A 22,823-nucleotide genomic window follows, 5' to 3' on the forward strand; every position below is an offset into this window, starting at 1 on the left:
GCCCGCTCAATAGCGCCAAGTAGCTAAGCAACATAGTATTTATAATGAACAAATACTATATAAAAAACCCTGCCCTGCTGCGGCACTGAGCGGGAGCCGAACGCTTCGGGGTGTCCGGATGTTGGTTAAAACACAGTTTATTTGCCCTGTGCCTATGATCCTTGCCCGTTCCGTTGCTTCCCGGCTCCTGGTGCCCGGAATTTTGCTGTTCCACACCGCTTGCACGCAGCCGCCTGCTGAAAGCACGGCCGCTACGCTGGCCGAGCAGCGCCGCCGCATGCCGCCCGACACCACCGGCTACGAGTCGCGGCCGCCCGCCGATCCTAACGGCATCAGCCGCTACTACCTGGGCCGCCAGATTGCGCACGTGATGGGCCACGAAGGAGCCGACTGGCTGGAGCGCAGCGGCCGGCAGCAGGAAGAAGGCACCGACATTCTGCTGCGCGAACTGAAGCTCAAACCCACCGACGTGGTAGCCGATTTGGGCGCGGGCACCGGCTATTTCACCTTCCGCATCAGCCCTTTGGTGCCTAAAGGGAGGGTGCTGGCTGTGGATATTCAGCCCGAAATGATTGCCGCGCTGAAAGCGAGCAAGGACCGCGCGAAAATCACTAATGTGGAGCCGGTGCTGGGCACGGTGCAAAACCCAAATCTGCCCGCCAAAAGCGTGGATCTGGTGCTTATCGTGGATGCGTACCACGAGTTCGACCACCCGCGCGAGATGATGCGGGCCGTGCGTGCCTCTCTCACGCCCACGGGCCGCGTGGCGCTGGTCGAATACCGCGCCGAGGACCCCAAAGTGCCCATCAAGCGCATTCATAAGATGAGCGTGGAGCAGGCGCGCAAGGAAATGGCGGCCGTGGGGCTGGAGTTTGTGGAAAGCGTGGAAAGCCTGCCCCAGCAGCACCTGCTGTTCTTTAAGCGGGCCAAATAATCGGCTTTCCGCTGATAAGCCGCGCCCGGCGCCGTAGTAAGCACGGGGCCGGGCGCTTACCTTTGCGGCCTATGTCAGCCTTCCCCGACCCGCGCCAGCTCTCCATTCACGATTTCACCTACCAGCTCCCACCCGAGCGCATTGCCCCCGAGCCCCTCCCCGACCGCGACCAGTCGCGGCTGCTGGTGTACCGGGGCGGCACTATCACCGATCAGCGCTTTGCGCAGTTGCCCCAAGTGCTGCCTCCCGATGCGCTGCTGGTGTTCAATGACACGAAAGTGGTGCGGGCGCGGCTGTTTTGCCAGAAGCCCACGGGCGGCCTTATCGAGCTGTTTTGCCTGGAGCCGGTGGCTCCGCACCGCGCCATTGAGCCAGCTATGCAGCAAACCGGCAGTTGCGTTTGGAAATGCCTGGTGGGCAACGGCAAGCGGTGGAAAACCGGCCCGGTGACGCTGGAATTCATGGCCGAAGACCAACCGGCCACGCTCACGGCCGAGCGGCTGGAAGCGGCCGAGGGCTACTCGCTCATTCGGTTCAGCTGGGAGCCGGCCGCGCTGCCCTTCGCCGAAGTGCTGCGCGGGGCCGGCCACCTGCCCCTGCCGCCCTACCTGAACCGCACCGACACCGCCGCCGATGCCGTGCGCTACCAGACCGTGTACGCGGCTCACGAAGGTGCCGTGGCGGCCCCCACCGCCGGCCTGCACTTCTCCGAGGCCGTACTGGCCGACCTGACCCGGCGCGGCATCACGGAGGCCCGCGTGACGCTGCACGTGGGCGCGGGCACCTTCCAGCCCGTGAAAGCCAACCAGATGGCTGGCCACGCTATGCACGGTGAGCCGTTTGTGGTGACGACGGCCGTGGTGCGGCAGCTGCTGGCTCACGCGCCCCGGCCCGTGCTGGCCGTGGGCACCACCAGCCTGCGCACCCTGGAAAGTCTGTATTGGCTGGGCGCGAAGCTGGCCCAGAACCCGGCAGCAACCGAGGAAACGCTGCACGTAAGCCAGTGGCAGCCCTACGAAACCGGGCCGGAAGTGAGTACGGCCGCGGCGCTGCAGGCCGTGCTGGACTATCTGGCGCAAACCGGCGCCGATGCGCTGCACGCCACCACCCAGCTGCTCATTGCGCCAGGCTACCGGTTTCGGGTGGCGCAGGGGCTCATCACCAATTTTCACCAGCCCGAAAGCACGCTGTTGCTGCTGGTATCGGCTCTCATTGGGCCCGACTGGCGGCGCGTGTACGACCACGCCCTGGCCCACGACTACCGCTTCCTGAGCTACGGCGACTCTTCCCTGCTGCTACCCTGAGCGAGCAAGTAGAACCTATCTGCTGGGCCGCGTATAAGGACCAGGTTTTCCCTTAACCTTTCCCTCAGATCATGAAAAAAGCATTTTTGCTGCTCACGTTTGCAGCTTTCTCGACCGCCGCATTTGCCCAGGAGCCCATGAAGACCGAAACGAAAGTTCGGTCGAACGGCACCGTGAAGACGGAAACCCGCACCGGCCCCACCGAGGCGGGTGAGGTAGTACATGATGCCAAAGAAGGCACGAAATACGCCGGCCAGAAAACCGGTCAGGCGGTGAAAAGAGGGGCCGCCAAAACCGGCCACGTAGTGAAAAAAGGCGCCAACAAAACCGGCCATGCCGTGAAAAAAGGTGCCAAAGCCGTGAAAAACACCGCGGTAGACGTGGTGGACTAGCTGCTGCACCCTCCGCATAAAGAAAGCCCCGCCGATGTAGATTGGCGGGGCTTTCTTTATGCGGATGATTTGCTGGTTTATTGCCCCACGAAAAACAGCGCATTGCCAAACAGCAGCTTGCCGCCCTGCCAGAAACCCCGGAACAGCGGATTATCGGCCAGATACACCACCTGCCCGCGGCCCATTTCCTGGCTGCCCAGCACGAAAGTATCGGTGAGCTTGCGGCGGGCGTCGCGGCCGGCGAAACCGGCGGCGTAGGCGTCGCGCTTGAGTACGCCCACGTTCCAGCCGCCCTTACTCAGAAAGCGGTAGTTGAGCGTGTCGCGCACCAGGGCGAAATAGGTGCTGCCGTAGCCGAAGGCCAGCGGGTGCGAGTTGTCGAGCTGCACGCGGTAGACGCTGCCCTGCACCCGGTCGTCGATGGGGGCGCGCTCGGCATCGGCGTAGCGGCGCAGCAGACGGTAGGGGCTGGCACGCTTGGCAGCGGTGGTGTCGGTGGGTTTGGTCCGGAGCAGAAAGTCTTTTTTATTGGCCAGAAAGCTGGCCGCGCCTTCCAGGGCAATCAGCTTGCCACCGCCGCGCACCCAGGCTTTCAGGTTTTCCAGACTTTTCTCAGAATAAATGTCGGCGTAGTCGCCATCAGGCAGAATAAGTACGTCGAACTTCTGTAAGGGCACGTTGCGCAGATAATCAGCTCCCAGCACCGTGACAGGGTAGCCGATTTGCTGCTCGAAAAAGTGCCACACCTCGCCAAACGCCGTGGGCGAAACCCCTTCGCCAGCCACCACGGCCACATTCGGGCGGCTCACGTAGCGCACGTAGCCCGAGCCCAGATCGGCCCCGGTGGTAGAAAAGCCCGACTGCACGGCCCGCACCAGCACCCCGGCCGAATCGGCCTGGGCCCGCACCAGTTGGTCGAAGCGGGGGCCCAGGCTTTCGTTGCCGGTGCGGGTGATGACCAGCGTGCCGGGCTGGTATTTCTGGCCTTCGGCCTCAAACTCGCGCTGGGCCACGCGCACCTTCACGCGTTGCTGCAGCAGGCGGCTCAAGAAGCGCAGATCCTGCAGGCTGCTCCAGCGGGCCACGTAGGCGTAGGGCGTTTCGGCGGCCGAAGGGCCCGTTACGGCGGGTTTGGCGGCGGCTTTCGGGTCGGCTTCCAGCCGGTCGCGCAGGGCGTAGGCTTTCAGGCCGAAAGCATACGGCAGGGCCCAGGCCGTGATGTCGTAGGTCAGCGAGTCTTCGACCCGCGACTGGGGCTCAAACAGCACTTTCACCAGCGTCGATTTGGGCTGATACATGCTTACCACCAGGTCCTGAGCCTCAATCTGCACGTTTTCGTTTTTGCCGGAGGCGTAGCTGAAGCCGCTGGTGCGCTGGCGGCGCGGCGCGTAGCCGTAGCGGATCTGCTGGCGGTCGAGGTACTGGGTGAAGGCGCGCAGCTGGCCGGGGTCGCCGGAGCCGGCCAGCACGAAGGTTTTATACGGTCCGCGGGGCTTGGTGCGGGCCGTGGTGAAATATTGCTCAAACTCGCGCACCAGCTCTGGGCGGCGGTCAGCGGCGGCCTGAATGGTGGCCAGGCTGGCGGCGTGGTGGTGGTCGATGCGCTGGCGGAGCGTGAGCGTGTCGCCGTCGGCTTTGGCCACCCGCACGCCGGCGCGGCCCGAGCCGCCCTGCTCGTAGGTCATGCCGATGGCCCCGTTGAACGACGGGTACGTGTCGCCGTAGCTGGGGTAGAACAGATCGTAAGTTTCGCGGGTGAAATACAGCCAGTTGTTTTTGTCGAACACCCGGCGGTTGTAGTCGCCGATGATGTTCTGAAAATTGCGCTGCCAGGGCGTAATATCCTCGTGAAACGGCTTGGCCGCCGGGGAGAAATAGTACGGGTCGTCGAGGCTCATCTCGTGAAAATCGGCGTGCACCTGGGGCAGCCACTGGTTGTAGAGGGCCAGCCGGGCCTTACTTTCCTGCTGGGTCTGCCAGGCCCAGTCGCGGTTCAGATCGAAGAAATAGTGATTGAAGCGGCCGCCGGGCCAGGGCTCGTAGTGCTCCCAGGCGTAGGGCGAGGCGTTGGGCTGCTGGTTGCGGACGCGGCCGTACCACTGCACGTAGCGCTCGTGCCCGTCGGGGTTCACGCAGGGGTCAATGAGCAGCACCACGTTTTGCAGCCACTGCCGGGCCGGCTCGTTCTGCGGGTTGGCCAGGTCATACAGCACCTCCATCACCGCCTCCGACGACACGGCTTCATTACCGTGAATATTATAGCTGAGCCACACCACCGCCGGCTGCTGGCCCTGCACGGCCCCACTTTCGAGCCCCGCCAGGCGCAAGTTGTTGCGCCGGATATCATCCAGCCGGGTCAGGTTTTCGGGTGTGCCGATCTGCACCACTTCCAGCGGGCGGCCTTCGTAGGTGCTGCCGTAGGGCTGCACGCGCATCCGGCCGCCGGCGTTTTGGGCCACGTGCTCCACGTAGCGCAGCAGCTGGGCGTGGGGCGTGAAGCGACTGCCGAGCGGATAGCCCAGAAACTGACCAGGCGTGAGCAGCGAGCCGGCGGCCGTGGGCTGGGCGCTGCCGAAGCGGGGCCACAGCAGCGGCAGCAGCAACAGGAATGCGGCTAGCCGCACGGGGCGGACGGCCCGCCATAAGCGGAAAAAGTTCGTCATAGGGAGGTAGAAGAGCGTGGGAGAAACAATCAACCGGCTGCCAAAAGAACACGGTTTATGCCAACCGACCTAGGGAACGCAGCCATTCGGTGGAATAGCAGAGAAGCAGGCGCGAAAATCCGTTTTGTGGCCCGGCGCACTCAATGTGACGGCCCCAGGTAGGGGTCATAGAATAAGTGTACAAAAAAAGAGCGACTCCCCGGACGGGAGCCGCTTTTGTCGTGGGTTGGCCCGCCGGCTACTTTACCGGTTTTCCTGTGGCATCCAGCAGCGTGACGTTGCCGTTGGCAAATTTCTTCACCTCCTCATACTGCGTGGCTTTATCACCCACCACCACGTACACCAACTCCTTTTCCTGCATGTACTTGCCGATTGTGGCTTTGAAGTCGGCCACGCCCATCTGCATGAGCTGTTGCTGCTCGTCTTCGATAAACTTTGGCGGCTTGTTGAACTTGCTGATGCGGCGCAGGATGCCCAGCTTCGCGCCCTGACTTTCGTAGACCAGCGTGTTGCCTTTCAGAATCTTGCTTTTGGCGATGTCCACGTCGGTCTGGCTGAATGTGGGGCCGTAGTCGGTGAGCAGCTGGCGGATGAGCTGGAGTGAGGCCCCGGTGGCATTGGCCCGCACGCTGGTCGAGACGATGAAGGGAGCCATTTCCCGCAGCTCCTGCACCGAAGAACCCGCGCCGTAGGTGTAGCCTTTCTGGATGCGCAGCAGCTGGGTGAGGCGGCCACTGGCCCCGCTGCCCAGCACGGCGTTGGCAAACGTGGCCTTGCTCAGGTCGGGGTCGGTGCCGGCCAGGGCCAGCTTGCCGATGTAGAGCACCGACTGCTTGGCATCGGGCACGTCGATGAAATAGACGTTGCCACCCAGGGTTTGGGCCGGGATGGTCTGCTTCGGCATGGGCACGGCTTTGGCGGCCCAGCTGGTTTCCAGCGGTTTCAGCGCGGCCGCCACCGTGTTCTGGTCGATAGCGCCCACCACGTGCACTGCGGCCCCGGAAGGCGAGATGACTGAATTATAGTAGGCCTTCAGATCGTCTAGGGTGATGCCGGCGGTGGTTTCCAGCGTGCCGCTGACGGGCAGGCTCAGGATGTGGTTCGGGCCGTAGAGCAGCTTGGAGAAATTCTGGCTGGCCACGGCCGACGGATTGGCTTCCAGCCCTTTCAGGTTGGTGGCCAACGAGCGTTTCAGGCGGGCAAACTCGGTGGCATCCCAACGGGGCTGCAGCAGGATTTCCTGCACTAGGGCCAGCGTGGGCGCGAAGTTGCGGGCCAGGCAGCGGGCCTGCACCCGAATTTCCTCGTTGGTACTGCTCACCGAAATCGTGGCCCCCAGCAAGTCAATGGCTTCTTCCAGTTGGGCCGGGGTTTTCTGCGCCGTGCCCTGCATCAGCATCTGGGCCAGCAGGGAGGCCGTGCCGGCTTTGCTGAGCGGGTCGAGGGAGTGGCCGCCGGGAATGGTGACGTCGAACGAAACGAGCGGAATTTCGCGGTTGTCGATGCCGTACACCTTCAGGCCGTTAGCCAAAGAGGAGGTCCAGATGGGCGGCACTTTGAACAGCGGGGTTTCGAGGAAAGGCGGCTCCGACCGGTCGTTTTTAGTCACCGTTTTCTCAAATACGGCCTCCTGGCCCTGGCCTACGTCCTCGTTCTGCACCCCGGCTACCACTTTTTCCTGGTATACCGTGGCCAGCTGCGCGCCCTGCACTACCAGGCTCTGCTGGCCTTTGGGCACCACGCTGGTCATCACGTAGGGCTTGTCCTTCAGGTACTGGTTATACACCCGCATTACGTCGGCGCGGGTCACGGCCTGGGCCAGCTTCGCGGCCTTGGTGAGGTAGGCCGGGTCGCCGGCAAACTCGTTGTCGCGGCCCATCTGCAGGGCCTTGCTCAGCACCGACTCGACGCCGGCGTACAGGTTGGTTTCGATTTTGGCCCGGATGCGCTGCAGCTCAGTATCGGAAAAGCCCTGGGTTTCGAAGCGCTTCAGGCCCTCCTGAATGGCGCTGTGCACCTGCTGCAGGCTGGTATTCGGATTGGCCCGCACCTGCAGGATGAACTCGCCGGCTAGCTCGCTGCTGTACTGGTAGCTGCCCACATTGGGGGCCAGCTTCTGCTCTTCCACAATCACCTTGTACAGGGGCGAGTTGCGGTTGCCGGTCAGCAGCTCGCTCAGCACCTCCAGGGCGTAAGTGTCGCGGTGATACTGCTGGATGCTGGGAAACACCAGCTGCAGCTGGGGCAGGCGGGCGAAGTTGTCTTCCAGATACAATGATTTGGTTTGGGTCAGGCCGGCGGGCCGCGGAGCCAGGGGCTTCACTTCCGGCCCTTTCTTTATTTCGCCGAACCAGCGCTGCACCTTGGCCTTGGTTTCGGCCAGGTTGATGTCGCCGGCAATGACCAGCGTCGCGTTGTTGGGACCGTAATACTGGCGGTAAAACTCCTGCACGTCGGCCAGGCTGGCGGCCTGCAGATCGGGCAGCGAGCCAATTACCGTCCAGTTGTAGGGGTGGTCGGCGGGGTACAGGTTTTTGCGCAGCACCTCGTTGGTGAAGCCGTAGGGCACGTTGTCGTAGTTCTGGCGCTTCTCGTTTTTCACCACCTGAATCTCGCGGGCCAGGGCCTCGGCCGTCACGGTCTTGATCATGTAACCGAGCCGGTCGGAGTCGATCCACATGATTTTGTCGAAGGCATCTTTGGGCACCACTTCGAAGTACTGAGTTCCGTCGTTCCAGGTGCTGCCGTTGCGCTGCCCGCCCCATTCCTCAATCAGCTTGCGGTTGGCCCCCACCGGGGCATTTTCCGAGTCGTTGAACGACATATGCTCGAAGAAGTGGGCAAAGCCGGTTTTGCCGGGCTTCTCGCGATTCGAGCCCACGTGCACGATGGTGGCCACGGCCACGATGGGGTCGGAGTGGTCTTCGTGCAGCACCACCTCCAGGCCGTTTTCCAGCACAAACTTTTCGTAGGGCAAGGAAAAGGAACGGGCCGCGGCCACCGGAGTTTTCTTCTGGGCGTGGGCAGCGGGGGCCGTAAGGGTGCAGCAGGCAACGGCGAGCAGCACCGCCGGAAGTCGGGTAAAATTCAGTGTCATATTAAAGCGCGGGGACTGGTTTGAATACGAAAGGCAATAGTAGCTAACCTAAGTTGCAAATTGCCGACGGTGAGCCCCGGCGGGGCGACATATCAGTAGAAACGACTGGCAAAAAGTAGGCAAAGCCCCGGCGGAGCGGCACAGTTCGTTGCCCGAAAGTGCCGCCCCGCCGGGGCTTCAGACGCTTGTTGTGGCTCTCCGGCTACCATTATATTGCCCCACGGGGCCGCACCGGCAGCAATCCACATATTTAGAGTGCGTTTTAGCCCAGCAGCTCAGCATCATGCGCCTCGCGTGGGGCCTCGTATTGCGCAGTTGGGGCTTTTTCACGCACCTCATGCAGCACTTTTTCTACCACGCCCCGCCCAAACAGGCTCACGCCAGCATTGAACACTGCCAGGGCCGCCGTGCCCGCGGCTACCCATTCGCCGGTGGGGGCTTTGTGTTCTTTCAGCTGGCTGGCCCACTGAATGAGGCAGGCACCAAAGCCAATCGTGACGAGCCCGGCGGGGGCAAACAGGAGCCATTTTTTCTTGTGCGTCATAGCAGCAGGAGGTTGGGTGAGAAGAAGGTCGGCAGCCGGCGGGCCGAATTCGGGCCGATGTGGCCGGGCCTTCCCTTCCAATCGTACCTTTGGCCTGCCGGGTTTCACGCGGCTACGCATAGCCCCTAATTTTTACGTCGGAGCCGGCTTTTTGCTACCGCTCGCTTTTTCCACTCTATATGAGCACCCACGCCTACGAACAGCTTTTGCGCTTAGCCTTCCCTACTGAAGCCGACGCGGCCCGCTTCCTGACGGAGCCGAACCGCACGGCCTACACCGCTTTCGAGCGGGCCCCTGCCCCTGATATTGCCTTCCGCTTCGAGCGGGTGCGGCTGGGTGTGGCCATGAGCCTGCTCAAGCTGCTGGCCGACCTGGGCGACCATGACGAAAGCCGCCAGGTAGCCGAAGTACTGCTCAAAGCCCTCAACGCCAAATCAGTGGCCGATATTGATGCCACCATCACCCGCGACGCGAAGCTGTTTGAGAAGCTTTACACCAACCTCTACGTGAACGAGGACGGCGAGCAGCTACTCAACCTGTTTGAGCGCACCCTCGATGCCGACACGCGCCCGCTGATGGATGAGGTGCTGCGGGAAGCCCTGGCCCTGGCCGGCGAGCTGGATTTCAGCCAAAATGACGACGAGGACGACGAAGACTAGCGTGGCGCTCCAACATGCGGGGCAAACGTGTACCTTGCCCGCATTGCCGCCCGGCCCGACCATCGGGCCCTGTAGTTTACTTTCTTCTTTGAGTTATGACGCTCGTTTTTCTTGGTATCGTATTGCTCATTCTGGGCTTTAATGCCGCTAAAATCTCCTACCGCTTCGAGCAGTTTCGCGGCGGGCTGCTGTTCGGCGGCGTGGTGCTTATCGGGCTGGGGCTGGCCCTGAGCACGGTAGTGCAGATCGGGGCGGGCGAGGTGGGCGTGCAGACGCTGTTTGGCAAGGTGCAGCCCCGCATTCTGACCAGCGGCCTGAACGTGGTGAACCCGCTGGTGGAAGTGACCGAATTTGACACCCGCACCCAGAACTACACCATGTCGGCGCAGCACAACGAGGGCCAGCAGGCCGGCGACGATGCCATTCGGGTGCTCAGCGCCGATGGCCTGGAAGTGGTCATCGACCTGACGGTGCTCTACCGCGTAGTGCCCACCGAAACGCCCAAGGTGCTCAGCACCATCGGCGAGGCCTACCAGGATGCCATTGTGCGCCCCGTCACGCGCACCCGCATCCGCGACAACGCCGTGTATTACGATGCCGTAGCCCTGTATTCGACCAAGCGTGACGAGTTTCAGGCCCGCATCTTCAAGAGTATTTCCGACGATTTTAAGAGCCGCGGCCTGCTGCTGGAGCAGCTGCTGATCCGCAATATTCAGCTGCCGCAATCAGTGAAGCGCAGCATCGAAAGCAAGATTTCGGCCGAGCAGGACGCGCAGAAAATGCAGTTTGTGGTGCAGAAAGAACGCCAGGAAGCCGAACGGAAGCGCGTAGAAGCCCAGGGCATCGCCGACTACCAGAAAATCATCAATCAGGAAATAACCGACAAGCTGCTGCAGTACGAAAGCATCAAGGCCAATAAGGAAATTGCTACCTCGCCCAACAGCAAAGTCATCATCATGGGCAGCCGCGGCACGGCCCCGCAGGTGCTGATCGGGGATAAATGAGCCGGACCTGGAAAGACCCAATTGACCGAAAAAATGCCGCTGCATTCGTGCAGCGGCATTTTTGCTTCTATCTTAGCCCAACTCCTCTCCTAGTACCCTGGGTTTTGGGGCAGGGCGTTGCCCAGGTTTATTTCATACTGCGGAATGGGCAGCAGCAGCTTCGGGTCGTTGAAGGCGAAACTGCCGGTGGGGCGGCCGGTGCGGCGCAGGTCGTGGATGCGGAAGCCCTCGAATGCCAGTTCCAGCTCCCGCTCCTTCAGCACATCGGCCAGCGTGACGGCGGCCAGCGGGGTGGCCTGTGCCCGGGTGCGCAGCCGGTTGATGTCGGCTAGCGGCGTGACGCCCACGCTGCTGGCCAGCCGCACGTTGGCCTCGGCCCGGATCAGGTACATTTCGGCCAGCCGGATAATCGGGATATTCTGGCCGGATGTGTTCCACTTATACGAGCGCAGCCGCCCGGATCGGCGGCCGTCGCCGGTATAAATCAGGGCGTTGCCGATGGCGGCACCGGGCTGGGCTCCGCGCTGGTCGGTGGTGCCATACTGCCCGGCAAAGGCGGTCAGCACCTGCACGTCGCCGCGGCCGCCGAAGCCATTGGCATTGCTGGAGTAGAAGGTGGCTAGCCCGTCGTTGCTGTCGCCGGCGTTGTTCTGGTCGTTTTGCTGAATCTCAAACAGCACCTCGCGGCTGCCGCGGTTGGTGAAAGCCGACAGCACCGACGGGTTCAGCGTGGCGGTGCCGTCCTGAATTACGCCGTTGGCGAAGGCCAGCGCCTGGGCGTAGTTGCCCTGCTGCAGATACACCCGTGCCAGCATGGCCTGGGCATCGAAGGCATCGAGGCGCACGCCGTTGGACTCGGGCAGCAGCGCATTGGCGGCGTTCAGATCGTCCAAAATCTGCTTGTACACGTCGGCTACGGAGGCGCGGGATAGGCGCACGGCGGCCTGGGCTTCGGTTTTGTTGGCGGTGAGGGCCAGCGGCACGCCGGGCTGGGTATTGGCCCCGCCGGCCTGATACTGCTGCGCATATAGGCGCACCAGCTCAAAGTAGAGCATTCCCCGAATCAGGCGCACCTCGCCCGTAAGCTGGTCGCGCAGGTCCTTGTTGGTTACCACCGGGGCCGCGTCCAGCACCAAGTTCACCAGGTTGATAGTCTGGTAGGCCTGGTTCCAGGTGCGGTCGGCCTCGGTGTTGATGGACGTCATGGTGCGGCGGGCAACTTCGCGGTAGCTCTGGAAGGTGCCCTGCCAGTTCACGTAGCCGTCGGCGGCCAGCAGATCGGGCAGCAGCAGCAGGTTGGTGCCGTAGAGCTGGGGCAAATCGAGGCGGGCGTAGGCCCCGATAACGGCGCTTTCCACTTTTTCGGGGCTATCCAGGGCCGTAGCGGCATCTACCGATTGCTGGGGCTGAATGTCGAGCTGTTTTTCGCAGCTCATCAAGCCTAGCAGCAGAGCCAGGGCCAGCGCGGCCAGGGGGCGGCGCGAGAAGGAAGTCAGAAGTTTCATGCGAGTAGCCATAAGGATTAAAAGCCCAGATTTAAGCCCACCAACCAGGTTTTGGCCAGCGGCGGCGTGTAGAAATCGTGCCCGAGCAGGTAGCTGGGCCGGCCGAAGGCGGTGGTGTTCACCTCGGGGTCATAGCCGTCGTAATTGGTGATGGTAAACAGGTTCTGCCCCGTCACGTAGATCCGGGCCGACTGCATCATGCCGCGCTTCACCAGGTCGGCGGGCAGTGTGTAGGCCAAGGTGGCATTCTTGAAGCGGAAGAAAGACCCATCCGAAATCCAGCGCGACGACGGGCCGGTGCCGTTGGCATCGCCGTAGCGGGCCTGGGGCACGTCGGTCACGTCGCCGGGCTTCCGCCAGCGGTCCAGCTGATCGATGGTTTGGTTGTCGAAGTAGTCGCCATTCACCGACTGAAACACACCCCCAATGTTGTAGATATCGTTGCCGTACACGAACTGGTTCAGCACGCTCAGCTCTAGCCCTTTGAAAGATATAGTGTTGGAAAAGCCACCCGTGTATTTCGGGTTCGGGTCGCCGAGCCGCTGGTCCACGGCCTGGGAGTAGACGTTGGTTTTGCCGCCATCGGCGGTGAAGTAGAGCGCGTCGCCGTTGGCCGGGTCGGCCCCGGCGAACTTCTTGCCCCAGAATACTCCAATGGGCTCATTCACGCGCACGCGGCCCAGGTTGCGGCCCCCGGCAATGATTTCCTGCCCGTTCAGATCCGTGATTTTGTTGCGGTTGAAGGAGATGTTGAAGTTGGTGGTCCACTTCACGGCCTTATCGAGGTTGCGCGTGTTCAGGCTCAACTCCAGGCCACGGTTGCGCAGCTTGCCCAGGTTGCGCGTCACCACGGGGTAGCCGCCCACGTAGGGCAGCTGCAAGTTGAGCAGCAGGTCTTCGGTGCGCTTCTCGTAGATGTCGATTTCGCCGGCAATGCGGCTGTCCAGGAAGCCAAATTCCAGCCCGATATTGGCCTGCTTGGTGTTTTCCCAAGTCAGATCGGGGTTGCCCAGCCCATCGGGCTGAATGCCGGCCACATCGGCATACGGAATGGACGTGAATAGGCGGCGGGAAGCAAAATTGCCGATTTCGGCGTTGCCCGTCAGGCCGTAGCTGGCCCGCAGCTTCAGCAGATTGACGGCAGTGCTGCCCGAAAAAAAGTCATCGGAGATGATGTAGCCCACCGAGCCGGCCGGAAATACGCCGTAGCGGTTGTCTTTGCTGAAGCGCGACGAGGCATCGGTGCGGATGCTGGCCGACGCCAGGTAGCGGTTGCGGAACGTGTAGTTGACCCGCGCCAGATACGACAGGAACGTGTAGCCCGTGCCGTTGCTGTTGCCGCTGGTGATACGGGCGGCGGAGGCAATCTTGCGGAACTGGTCGTTCGGGAAGCCCCGCCCTTCCGTGGTGGCCCCTTGCTGGTTGAAGCGCTGAAACGAGAAGCCCACCAGCGCCTCCAGGTTGTGGTCCTCGGCCAGGGTGCGGGCCAGCGTGGCCGTGTTGTTGGTAGTGTAATTCACCGACTGCACCTGATTATTGTAGCCGTAGCCCGTGGGGGCTCCGTCTTCGGTGATGCGGCCCCGGAAGATTTCCTCCCCCAGATTCAGGAAATCCACGCCGTTTTCGGTGCGCAGCATGAGGCCCGCAATGGGCTCGTAGGAAAGCGAGGTGGTACTGAACGAGCGGTAGCTGCCGGCCCGGTTGAAGGCGTTTTCCACTTCAATCAGGCCGTTGTAATACAGCGTATTGCGGTTCAGCTGGTTTGTGACAGGGTCGATTTTGGGCTGCACCGGCGGCAGGGCGTTCATCTGCACGGGGTTGGAAAAAGCGTTGTCGTCGGGCACTCGGTCATTCACCGAGCGGATCAGCGACACGTTCAGGCCCACCTTCAATTTATCGGTGATGGAGTGGTCGAGGTTGGCCCGCAGGCTGCCCCGCCGGTAGCGGTTGCCGATGATAATGCCCTGCTGGTTGTTGTAGGTGCCGCTGATGAAGAAGCGCGTTTTCACGTCGCCACCGCTCACGTTGAAGTCGTACTGCTGCACATTGCCCCGGCGGAAGGCCAGGTCGCCCCAAGGCGTGTCGATGTTGTTGTTGAACTGAATGATGCCGCTGCCGGGCGTGCCGTCGCCGGTTTCGCCATCGAGCACCTCCTGCACTGTGGCCTGCTCGCCGTAGTTATCGAACACGTAGCCGGGGTTGTCGGGGTCGTTGCGCTTGGCCGAGTTCAGAATGGCCTCACTGAACAGCTCCTTATATTGGGCCGCGTTCAGGAATTCGCGCTTGCGCGTGGCGGTGCTGGTGCCGAAGTAGGTGCCCACGTTCACCCGCGTCTGGCCCTGCCGGCCCTTTTTAGTGGTCACCAGAATCACGCCGTTGGAAGCGCGGGAGCCGTAAATGGCCGACGAGGCAGCATCTTTCAGAATGGTGATGCTCTCGATGTCGTTCGGGTTCAGGTCGGCCATCGGGTTGATGGGCTCATCGTTGGCCGAGCCCAGATCCTGCGACGTAACCGGAATACCATCAATAACATACAGCGGCTGGTTGGAAGCCGTGACCGACGACGAGCCGCGCACCCGGATCTGCACGCCCGAGCCCAGCTTGCCCGAGCCCTGATTGATCTGCACGCCCGGCGTGCGGCCCTGAATGGCCTGCTCGAAGCTCACGGTGGGCACGTTTTCCACGTCGCGGGTGCTGAGTTGAGTTACGGAGCCCGACAGGTCGCGCTTCGACTGCGTGCCGTAGCCCACCACCACCGCCTCATTCAGCAGGGTTTCGTTGGTGGCCATCGTCACGTTCACCACCGAGCGGCCGCCCACGGGCACATTCTGGCTCACGAACCCGATGGAGCTGACCACCAGCGTGGCATTGGGCTGTACGCTGAGCGTGTAGCTGCCATCGGCCCCGCTACTGGCCCCGTTGGTGGTGCCGCGCTCCACAATAGTTACGCCGGGCAGCCCCGCCCCTTCAGCCGATGTGATGCGGCCGCTAATGGCCTGAGTTTGGGCCCAGGCTGTCGCCGATGACAGCAGCAGGCACCAGAAGAGGAGAAAAAGTAGCTTTTGTCTCATTTGCTTGGTCGTGTCAGACCGGTTTGGGTGAACAATAGTCCCGCCAGGGCGCTGACGGAGCAACAGAAAATGCAAGCAATTAGCACTAATGTACTTTTTTTGTCACTTTCAATTGATGCCTGACGCGTATATATTCCACAACCTATTTTCAGAAGTATTTTGCGACGACTCATTTCGGCTTTCCACGCTTGAGCTTCCGCCGATTGGTTTTGCCCGTTTGCCCTGCCTACCTTTACCCCACTGGCCCTTGCCCGCCACCGGCCGCCCCGCGGCCTCTCTCCCGACTTGCCCAGTTCGCTAAATGCCTATCATTCAATACCTGACCACGGCCGCCGAAGTGCAGCAGGCCGCCGAGGCGTTGCGCTCCGCCCCCCGCATTGCCATCGACCTGGAATTTGACGACATGCGCCACCGCTACGGCCGCAACCTCGCCCTGATTCAGATTTACGACGACAAAGTCGTGTACCTTATCGACCCGCTGCCGCTCACCAACCCCGCCGAAGAGCTGGAGCCGCTCTGGCAGATTCTGCGCGACCCGGCCGTGGAAAAAGTGTTTCACAGCTGCAAATCCGACATTCTGCTGCTCGATGAGCTGTACGGCGTGCACGTGCGCAACATCACCGATACCAGTGTGCAGTACACCCTGCTGGGCGAGTCGGACAACAATATTTCCCTGGGCCGCCTGATTCAGGCCGAAGTGGGGCTGGAAGTGGATAAAGGCGAGCAGAAGTCGAACTGGCTGAAGCGCCCGCTCACGGAGGCGCAGAAAGTGTACGCTGCCAACGACGTGCTGTATCTGTTTGAGCTGACCGACAAGCTGCGCGAAAAGCTGGCCGCCCTGGGCCGCCTGGAGTGGGCCGAGCAGGAAAATGCCGCCCTGGAAGAGGTGCGCTACAACCGCGACGAGCGCCCCTACCTGCGCATGGCGGGCAAATACCGCATCCTGCCCGACGAGCTGCCCCTGTTCCGCGACCTGTACCTGCTCCGCGACCAAGTGGCCAAGCACCTCGACCGCCCGCCCTACATGGTGTTTGCCAACGACCGGCTGCCGGAGCTGGTGCGCGATACCCCGCGCGACCTCAACGACTGGAAAAATGCCCGCGGCCTGCACCCCGAGTTGAAACGCACGCCGTTCATCGATCAGCTGGCGGCCCTCTCGGCCGATGATTTTGTGCCCACGCCCGAGCCGGCCGCGCCGGCCGAGCAGCGCCGCTTCCCGTTCCGTCGCCGCCTCAGCGGCGAAAAAGCCGCCCGCGCCGATGCCCGCGAGCAGTTTCTGGTGCAGCTCAAAGCCCACATCACTACCGACATCAATGGCTACGTGGCCAACCTGGTGCTCTCCAACCGCCTGGTAGCCGACATCGTGGAGCTGGGCGCCGACCAGGTGCTACGCCCCTGGCAGAAAACCATCCTGCAGGAAGCCTGCCAGCGCCACGAAATCGACTACGCCCAGCTGGCCGCGCCCTTCTAGCCCACGGATTCGCGCGGATTTTTCGGAGTTCACGAATTTTGTGGACGATTCCGTTCGGATTATTCAAGCAAAAAGGCCACCCAAGCGGGTGGCCTTTCTTGTTATAGAACTTGCTAGCTACGATTCGCGCCGTCCACAAAATCCGTGAAATCCGAAAAATCCGCGCGAATCCGTGGGCTAGAATTGCGCTTCCTCGGTGCTGCCCACCAGTGCCGAGGTGCTGGCTTTGCCGGCCGAAACCACGCTCTGCACGGCATCGAAGTAGCCGGTGCCCACGAATGACTGGTGCTTCACGGCCTTGAAACCGTGCTTCTGGAGCCCAAACTCGCGCTCCTGCAGCTCAGAGTAGCCGGCCATGCCCCGGTCCCGGTAGGCCAGCGCCAACTCAAACATGCTCGTATTTAGGGCGTGGAAGCCAGCCAGCGTGATGAACTGGAACTTGAAGCCCAGCGCGGCCAGCTCCTCGCGGAACGTCTCCATCTGCTCCACACTCAGCTTGGAAGCCCAGTTGAACGACGGCGAGCAGTTGTAGGCCAGCAGCTTGCCAGGAAACTGCGCATGGATGGCTTCGGCGAACTGCCGGGCCTGGCCCAGGTCGGGGTGCGAGGTTTCCATCCAGAGTAGGTCGGCGTAGGGCGCGTAGGCCAGGCCGCGGGCAATGCACGACTCGACACCGGGCCGCACGCGGTAGAATCCTTCGCTGGTGCGGCCTTCTTCGGCCAGCACGAAGGGCTGGTCACGCTCATCTACATCACTGGTAATCAGGTCGGCGGCATCGGCATCGGTGCGGGCCACTACCAGCGTGGGCACGTTCAGCACGTCGGCGGCCAGGCGGGCGGCCACCAGCTTGTTGATGGCTTCCTGGGTGGGCACCAGCACTTTGCCGCCCAGATGCCCGCACTTCTTGGCCGAAGAAAGCTGATCCTCGAAATGCACCCCGGCCGCCCCGGCCTCAATCATCATCTTCATCAGCTCAAAGGCATTCAGATTGCCCCCGAACCCTGCCTCGGCATCGGCCACGATGGGCACCATAAAGTGCACGTCGCCGTCGCCGCTCAGGTTCTGGATCTGGTCGGCGCGCAGCAGGGCGTTGTTGATGCGCTTCACCACGCTCGGCACGCTGTCCACGGGGTATAGGCTCTGGTCGGGGTACATCTGGCCGGCACCGTTGGCATCGGCGGCCACCTGCCAGCCGCTGAGGTAAATAGCATTCAGCCCGGCCTGCACTTCCTGCACTGCCTGGTTGCCGGTAAGCGCCCCCAGCCCCGCCACGTACTCCTCCGAGTGCAGCAAATTCCACAAACGCTCCGCGCCTTGTCGGGCCAGGGAATACTCGATATGGAGGCTGTTCTGCAGCTTCACCACGTCCTCGGCCGCGTAGGGGCGCTCAATTCCTTTCCAGCGGGCATTGGTGGCCCAGTCGTGCTTAATGGCGGCAATCCGTTCGTGCTTTTTCATGATGCTTGTTGTTTGGGAGTTGAAAATTGGAATTGGAAAGGCAAAGCGCCGCCCGGCCGGCTTGCAAAGCGGCTTTTTTTGAGAGATTTAGAAGGAAATTGGTCCACCGGTTCCCCTACTTTTTTCAAGGAGGGGTGCCCGAAGGGCAGGGTGGTTCGTCGTTGTTTGGTTGAACGAACAGCAGCAGAACGAGTAACCAGAATGACCAACCAGAACGTCATTCCGAGCGAAGCCGAGGAATCTCGCGTGCTGTCATCTGATTAGTATCCTAACGAAGCGGGCGAGATTCCTCGGCTTCGCTCGGAATGACGTTCTGCTGGCTTGTCGTTCAATCAAACAACATCAGCACGCGGGTCAACCACCCCAGCGGCGGCTGTGCCGCCGCGTCCCCTCCTCATCTGAGGAGGGGAGTTCGTTCTGACCAGCTACTCCAGCTCGGCGTAGGCCGGTACGGTCAGAAATTCGATGAACTTCTCGCTAATCACCATGCGGTCGAAGAGGCGGGCGGCGCGGAGGTACTGGCCGCTGGTGTAGCGCTCCTCGCCTACCAGCGCCTTTATTTTCTCCAACTGGCCGGGCACTAGGGAGCGGTACAGCTCCAGCGTCACGTCGCGGCCGTCGTGCAGCTTGGTGCCGGGCGTGTGCACCCACTGCCACACCTGCGCCCGGCTGATTTCGGCGGTGGCTGCGTCTTCCATCAGGTTATAAATCGGCACGCAGCCATTGCCGCCCAGCCACGATTCGAGGTACTGAATGGCCACGTCGATATTGAGCTTGAGGCCTTCCTCGGTGATGTGGCCCGCCGGCGCCCGCACCAGCTCTTCGGCCGTCACCTGCACGTCTTCGCGCTTGTTGTCGATCTGGTTGGGCTGGGGCATCAGCTCATTGAACACTTCCAGTGCCACTGGCACCAAACCCGGATGCGCCACCCAGGTGCCGTCGTGGCCGTTTTTGGCTTCGCGGAGCTTGTCCTGGCGCACTTTGTCCAGGGCCTGCTCGTTGGCCTCGGGGTTATTTTTGATCGGAATCTGGGCGGCCATGCCCCCGATGGCGTGCACGCCGCGCCGGTGGCAGGTCTGAACGACGAGCTGCGAGTAGGCGGCCATGAAGGGCACCGTCATGGTCACCTGGGCGCGGTCGGGCAGGGTGAATTCGGGCTTCAAACCCAGGCGCTTGATGTAGGAGAAAATATAGTCCCAGCGGCCACAGTTGAGGCCGGCGCTGTGCTCGCGCAGCTCATACAGAATCTCGTTCAGCTCGAAGGCAGCCGGCAGCGTCTCAATCAGAACCGTGGCTTTGATGGTGCATTTGGGCATTTTCAACGACCACTGAGCCAGCCCGAACACGTCGTTCCAGAGGCGGGCTTCGAGGTGACTTTCCAGCTTGGGCAGGTAGAAATACGGCGCGCTGCCCCGGCTGCACAGCTCGTGCACGTTGTGAAAATAGTAGAGACCAAAGTCGAACAAGGAAGCGCTGATCGGCTCCCCATCCACCAGAACGTGCTTTTCGAGCAAATGCCAACCGCGGGGCCGCACCATCAGCGTAGCCGTTTCGGCATTCAGCTTATACTCTTTGGTGGGCGTGCTGAGCGAGATGGTGCGGCGCACGGCATCGCGCAGATTGCGCTGGCCTTCAATCACGTTGGCCCAGGTCGGCGAGTTGGAGTCCTCCAGGTCGGCCATGAACACCTTCGCCCCGGAGTTCAGGGCGTTGATAATCATCTTGCGCTCCACGGGGCCGGTAATTTCCACGCGCCGGTCGAGCAGGTCGGCGGGCAGCGGGGCCACGGTCCAGGGCTTCTCCCGAATCATACGGGTTTCGGGCAGGAAGTCGGGCAGCTTGCCGGCCTCAAACTCCTTCTGGCGGGCCTCGCGGCGCAGCAGTAACTCGCGGCGGGTGTGGTCGAAGCGGCGGTGCAGCTCGGCCACAAAAGCCAAGGCCGAGGGCGTGAGGATTTCGGCGAATTCGGGAGAATACGCGCCGATAACCTTCACCCGTTCGGGCGTCAGGTACGTGGGCGGCGAAACGAGGGTCTCAGGCTCAGCGAAAGGTGACATAAGGCAGGGTTTTTAGGTGGCCGGTTGGGAAGCTGATGACCAAACATACTGAAGCGAATTTTATCATCCTAGCGAATATTCGCTAAAATTTAAAAACACTCGAATCTGAGTAGATTTGCGGAGTTTATTTATTGTCTCATGCAGCCCAGGCCAGCCCAATTCGGGCCGACATCAGGGTTCCGACGATCTTCCAGTATGCTGAGTCATGGCCAGGTGGTGCGCTTAATTTTTGGGTTGAAGCTGCGCGAGCTGCGGCAGGAGCGCGGCTTTACCCCCGCCGAGCTGGCCCGCGCCTGCGACGTGTCGGTGTCGTATCTCAATGAGATTGAGAAGGGCAAAAAATATCCGAAGGCCGATAAGATCCTGAGCCTGAGCAAAGTACTGGGTGTCACGTACGACCAGCTTACTTCGCTCACGCTCAGCCGCAAGCTGGAGCCCATATCGGAACTGCTGCAATCGGACCTACTGAAGGAGTTTCCGCTGGAGATGTTCGGGCTGGACCCCATCCGCATCGTGGAGCTGATTTCGGACGCGCCGGCCAAGATGAATGCTTTCATCAGCACGCTGTTTGAAATTGCCCGCAACTACGAGATGCGCCAGGAGCACTTTTTTCTGGCCGCGCTCCGCTCCTACCAGGAGATGCACGACAACTATTTTGAGGAGCTGGAGCAGGATGTGCGCGTATTCGTCAGCCACGAAAACCTGACTGTGGGGGCTCCCTTCGACACCACCCAGCTCGAAACGGTGCTCACCCAGAAATACGGCTACACCATCGACCGCACCGTGCTGGCCGATTACGCCACGCTGGGCCGGCTGCGGTCGGTGTTTCAGCCCAAAACGCGCCGGCTGCTGCTGCGCCCCGGCCTCACGGGCACCCAGGAAGCCTTCGTGCTGGGCCGCGAAATTGCCTTCAACTACCTCCACCTCAAGGAGCGGCCCTACGTGAATGCCAGCTTCCCGGTGCGCAGCTTCGATGAGGTGCTCAACAATTTCAAGGCCTCCTACTTCGCCGGGGCTTTGCTGATGGAAGAAGACAGCCTGGTGCGCGACTTTCAGCGGCTGTTCAGCAGCAAAAAGTGGGAACCCGCCGCCCTGCTGGAGCTGATGGCCAAGTATGATGTGTCGCCGGAGATGTTCATGCAGCGCATCACCAACCTGCTGCCCCGCCATTTTGGGCTGCAAAGCCTGTTTTTCCTGCGCTTCGACCAAGCCAACGCCGACACGGCTTACGTGTTGAGCAAGGAGCTGCACCTCTCGCGCCTGCACAACCCGCACGGCAATGAGCTGCACGAGCACTATTGCCGCCGCTGGATTTCGCTGCGCCTGATTGCCGAGCTGCGCGAAAACCCTACTCCAGAGGCCGCCACCACGGTTATTGGGGCGCAGCGCTCCCGCTACTTCGGCACCGACGACGAGTATCTGTGTCTCACGCTGGCCCGCGCCGCCTCGGCCACCGAGCCCGCCGTGAGCGTGACCGTGGGCCTGCTCTGCGACGAGAACCTGCGGCAAAAAGTGCGTTTTCTGGAAGACCCGGCCATTCCGCTGAAAATAGTGAACGAAACCTGCGAGCGGTGCCCCATCCCCGACTGCGAGGTGCGGGCCGCCGCGCCGCTGGAAATAGAGCGCCAGCAGCGCACCAAAGACCAGGAAGCCGCCATTGCCGCGCTGGTGAATGGGGGCTAGCAGTTAAATTGAACGTCATGCTGAGCTTGTCGAAGCATCTCGCCCGCTTCGCCTAACGATTGGCAACCAAGCGGGCGAGATGCTTCGACTTCGCTCAGCATGACGTTCTGGGCTTTTACTTCACCGTCTTGTCCATGCCTACGCCCATCCGCACCGCCAAAGAGCAGTTTGACCGCCAGGCCGCTCACTACAACGCCCAGTGGAACGCCTGGACCGAAGCCTCGCTGCACTGGCTGCTGACCCACGCCGCCTGCCAGCCTACGGATGAAGTGCTGGACGTGGCCACCGGCACCGGTTTCACGGCGCTGGCCTTCGCGCCGTACGTGCAGTCAGTGGTGGGGCTGGATGTTTCGGAAGGAATGCTGGCCCAGGCCCGGCGAAAGCAGGCTGAATTGGGGCTTGCCAATGTGCGCTGGCAGGAAGGCGCGGCCGAGGCGCTACCCTTTCCTGACGGCGCGTTTTCGCTGGTCACCTGCCGCATTGCGCCCCACCACTTCGATTCGGTGCCGCGGTTTCTGGCCGAGGTGGCGCGGGTGCTGCGCCCCGGTGGCCGGCTGCTGCTTGCCGACACCACCGTGCCCGACGACGACCCGGCCACGGCCGCCTGGCAAAACCGCGTAGAAGCCTTGCGCGACCCCTCACACCGGCGCAATCTGCCCCCGCGCGAATGGCGGCAGCAACTGGAAGCAGCGGGCCTGCGCGTGGCGGAAATGGCCGCGCCGGGTGGTGAAGTGCCGATGCGTTTGGGCGAGTGGCTGGAAAAAGCGGGTTGCCAGCCGGAGCAAGCCGCTGAAGTGCGCACGGCTTTTGCGGCGGCCTCGCCCACCGCAAAAGCCGCTTTCCAAATTCAGCCGCTGGCCGACGATGATTTCACCTTCGTGTGGCAGCGGCTGGTAGTCAAAGCCACCAAAGCCTAACCCGTATTCGTTTTGCCCAAGTCCGCGTCTTCTCCTGGTTCTTCCTCCCGCCACCGGCTATGGC

The 22,823-nt window shown here is 62.0% G+C and carries 15 protein-coding genes; 8 read left to right on the forward strand and 7 right to left on the reverse strand.

Annotation, left to right across the window (positions count from 1 at the left end; translation table 11 throughout):
• The first annotated feature begins 154 nt into the window (after positions 1–154).
• From BUB62_RS03445 to BUB62_RS03455, 3 genes are all read left to right on the forward strand, one after another.
• On the forward strand, positions 155–934 hold the full coding sequence (locus tag BUB62_RS03445) for a class I SAM-dependent methyltransferase (RefSeq protein WP_073106239.1): 780 nt from the start codon (positions 155–157) through the stop codon (positions 932–934).
• A gap of 71 nt (positions 935–1,005) precedes the next feature.
• A complete protein-coding gene (locus BUB62_RS03450; RefSeq protein WP_073106242.1) occupies positions 1,006–2,238 on the forward strand; it encodes an S-adenosylmethionine:tRNA ribosyltransferase-isomerase in 1,233 nt (410 codons plus the stop codon).
• A gap of 71 nt (positions 2,239–2,309) precedes the next feature.
• Complete coding sequence (locus BUB62_RS03455; RefSeq protein ID WP_073106245.1) at positions 2,310–2,630, forward strand: hypothetical protein; 321 nt, start codon at positions 2,310–2,312, stop codon at positions 2,628–2,630.
• Between the two features lie 77 nt (positions 2,631–2,707).
• Here the strand turns inward: BUB62_RS03455 and BUB62_RS03460 are convergent, their stop codons facing one another.
• The 3 genes from BUB62_RS03460 to BUB62_RS03470 all read right to left on the reverse strand — a co-directional run bounded on the left by BUB62_RS03460 (position 2,708) and on the right by BUB62_RS03470 (position 8,934).
• Positions 2,708–5,293: a M14 family metallopeptidase gene (locus BUB62_RS03460; RefSeq protein WP_073106248.1), complete on the reverse strand. Its 2,586-nt coding sequence runs from the start codon at positions 5,291–5,293 to the stop codon at positions 2,708–2,710.
• Positions 5,294–5,531: 238 nt separating this feature from the next.
• Entirely contained in the window at positions 5,532–8,390 is a 2,859-nt protein-coding gene (locus tag BUB62_RS03465) for a M16 family metallopeptidase (protein WP_073106251.1), read from the reverse strand.
• 262 nt (positions 8,391–8,652) lie between these two features.
• On the reverse strand, positions 8,653–8,934 hold the full coding sequence (locus tag BUB62_RS03470; protein WP_073106253.1) for a hypothetical protein: 282 nt from the start codon (positions 8,932–8,934) through the stop codon (positions 8,653–8,655).
• A gap of 179 nt (positions 8,935–9,113) precedes the next feature.
• Between BUB62_RS03470 and BUB62_RS03475 the strand changes: the two genes are divergently transcribed.
• Both BUB62_RS03475 and BUB62_RS03480 read left to right on the forward strand, forming a co-directional pair.
• Entirely contained in the window at positions 9,114–9,593 is a 480-nt protein-coding gene (locus BUB62_RS03475; RefSeq protein WP_073106256.1) for a hypothetical protein, read from the forward strand.
• Between the two features lie 95 nt (positions 9,594–9,688).
• On the forward strand, positions 9,689–10,597 hold the full coding sequence (locus BUB62_RS03480; protein WP_073106259.1) for a prohibitin family protein: 909 nt from the start codon (positions 9,689–9,691) through the stop codon (positions 10,595–10,597).
• Between the two features lie 89 nt (positions 10,598–10,686).
• On the opposite strand, the gene BUB62_RS03485 is transcribed toward BUB62_RS03480, so the two are convergent.
• On the reverse strand, positions 10,687–12,102 hold the full coding sequence (locus BUB62_RS03485) for a RagB/SusD family nutrient uptake outer membrane protein (RefSeq protein ID WP_084538798.1): 1,416 nt from the start codon (positions 12,100–12,102) through the stop codon (positions 10,687–10,689).
• A gap of 17 nt (positions 12,103–12,119) precedes the next feature.
• Positions 12,120–15,173 (reverse strand): SusC/RagA family TonB-linked outer membrane protein, encoded by a 3,054-nt coding sequence (locus BUB62_RS03490; protein ID WP_073106262.1) that lies wholly within the window; start codon positions 15,171–15,173, stop codon positions 12,120–12,122.
• 301 nt (positions 15,174–15,474) lie between these two features.
• Here BUB62_RS03490 and BUB62_RS03495 point away from each other — a divergent pair, with 301 nt between their 5' ends.
• Positions 15,475–16,644 carry a ribonuclease D gene (locus BUB62_RS03495; RefSeq protein ID WP_073106266.1) on the forward strand — a complete coding sequence of 390 codons (1,170 nt, stop codon included), beginning with the start codon at positions 15,475–15,477 and terminating at the stop codon, positions 16,642–16,644.
• Positions 16,645–16,821: 177 nt separating this feature from the next.
• Here the strand turns inward: BUB62_RS03495 and aceA are convergent, their stop codons facing one another.
• Both aceA and aceB read right to left on the reverse strand, forming a co-directional pair.
• Complete coding sequence (aceA, locus tag BUB62_RS03500) at positions 16,822–18,102, reverse strand: isocitrate lyase (protein WP_073106269.1); 1,281 nt, start codon at positions 18,100–18,102, stop codon at positions 16,822–16,824.
• A gap of 425 nt (positions 18,103–18,527) precedes the next feature.
• The gene (gene aceB / locus BUB62_RS03505) at positions 18,528–20,159 is read right to left on the reverse strand and encodes a malate synthase A (protein WP_073106272.1); all 1,632 of its coding nucleotides are present in this window, start codon (positions 20,157–20,159) and stop codon (positions 18,528–18,530) included.
• A gap of 195 nt (positions 20,160–20,354) precedes the next feature.
• Here aceB and BUB62_RS03510 point away from each other — a divergent pair, with 195 nt between their 5' ends.
• Entirely contained in the window at positions 20,355–21,842 is a 1,488-nt protein-coding gene (locus BUB62_RS03510; protein WP_073106275.1) for a helix-turn-helix domain-containing protein, read from the forward strand.
• 134 nt (positions 21,843–21,976) lie between these two features.
• Positions 21,977–22,759 (forward strand): class I SAM-dependent methyltransferase, encoded by a 783-nt coding sequence (locus BUB62_RS03515; RefSeq protein ID WP_073106277.1) that lies wholly within the window; start codon positions 21,977–21,979, stop codon positions 22,757–22,759.
• Positions 22,760–22,823: the final 64 nt, after the last annotated feature.

This window comes from Hymenobacter daecheongensis DSM 21074 (assembly GCF_900141805.1).
GTDB lineage: Bacteria > Bacteroidota > Bacteroidia > Cytophagales > Hymenobacteraceae > Hymenobacter > Hymenobacter daecheongensis.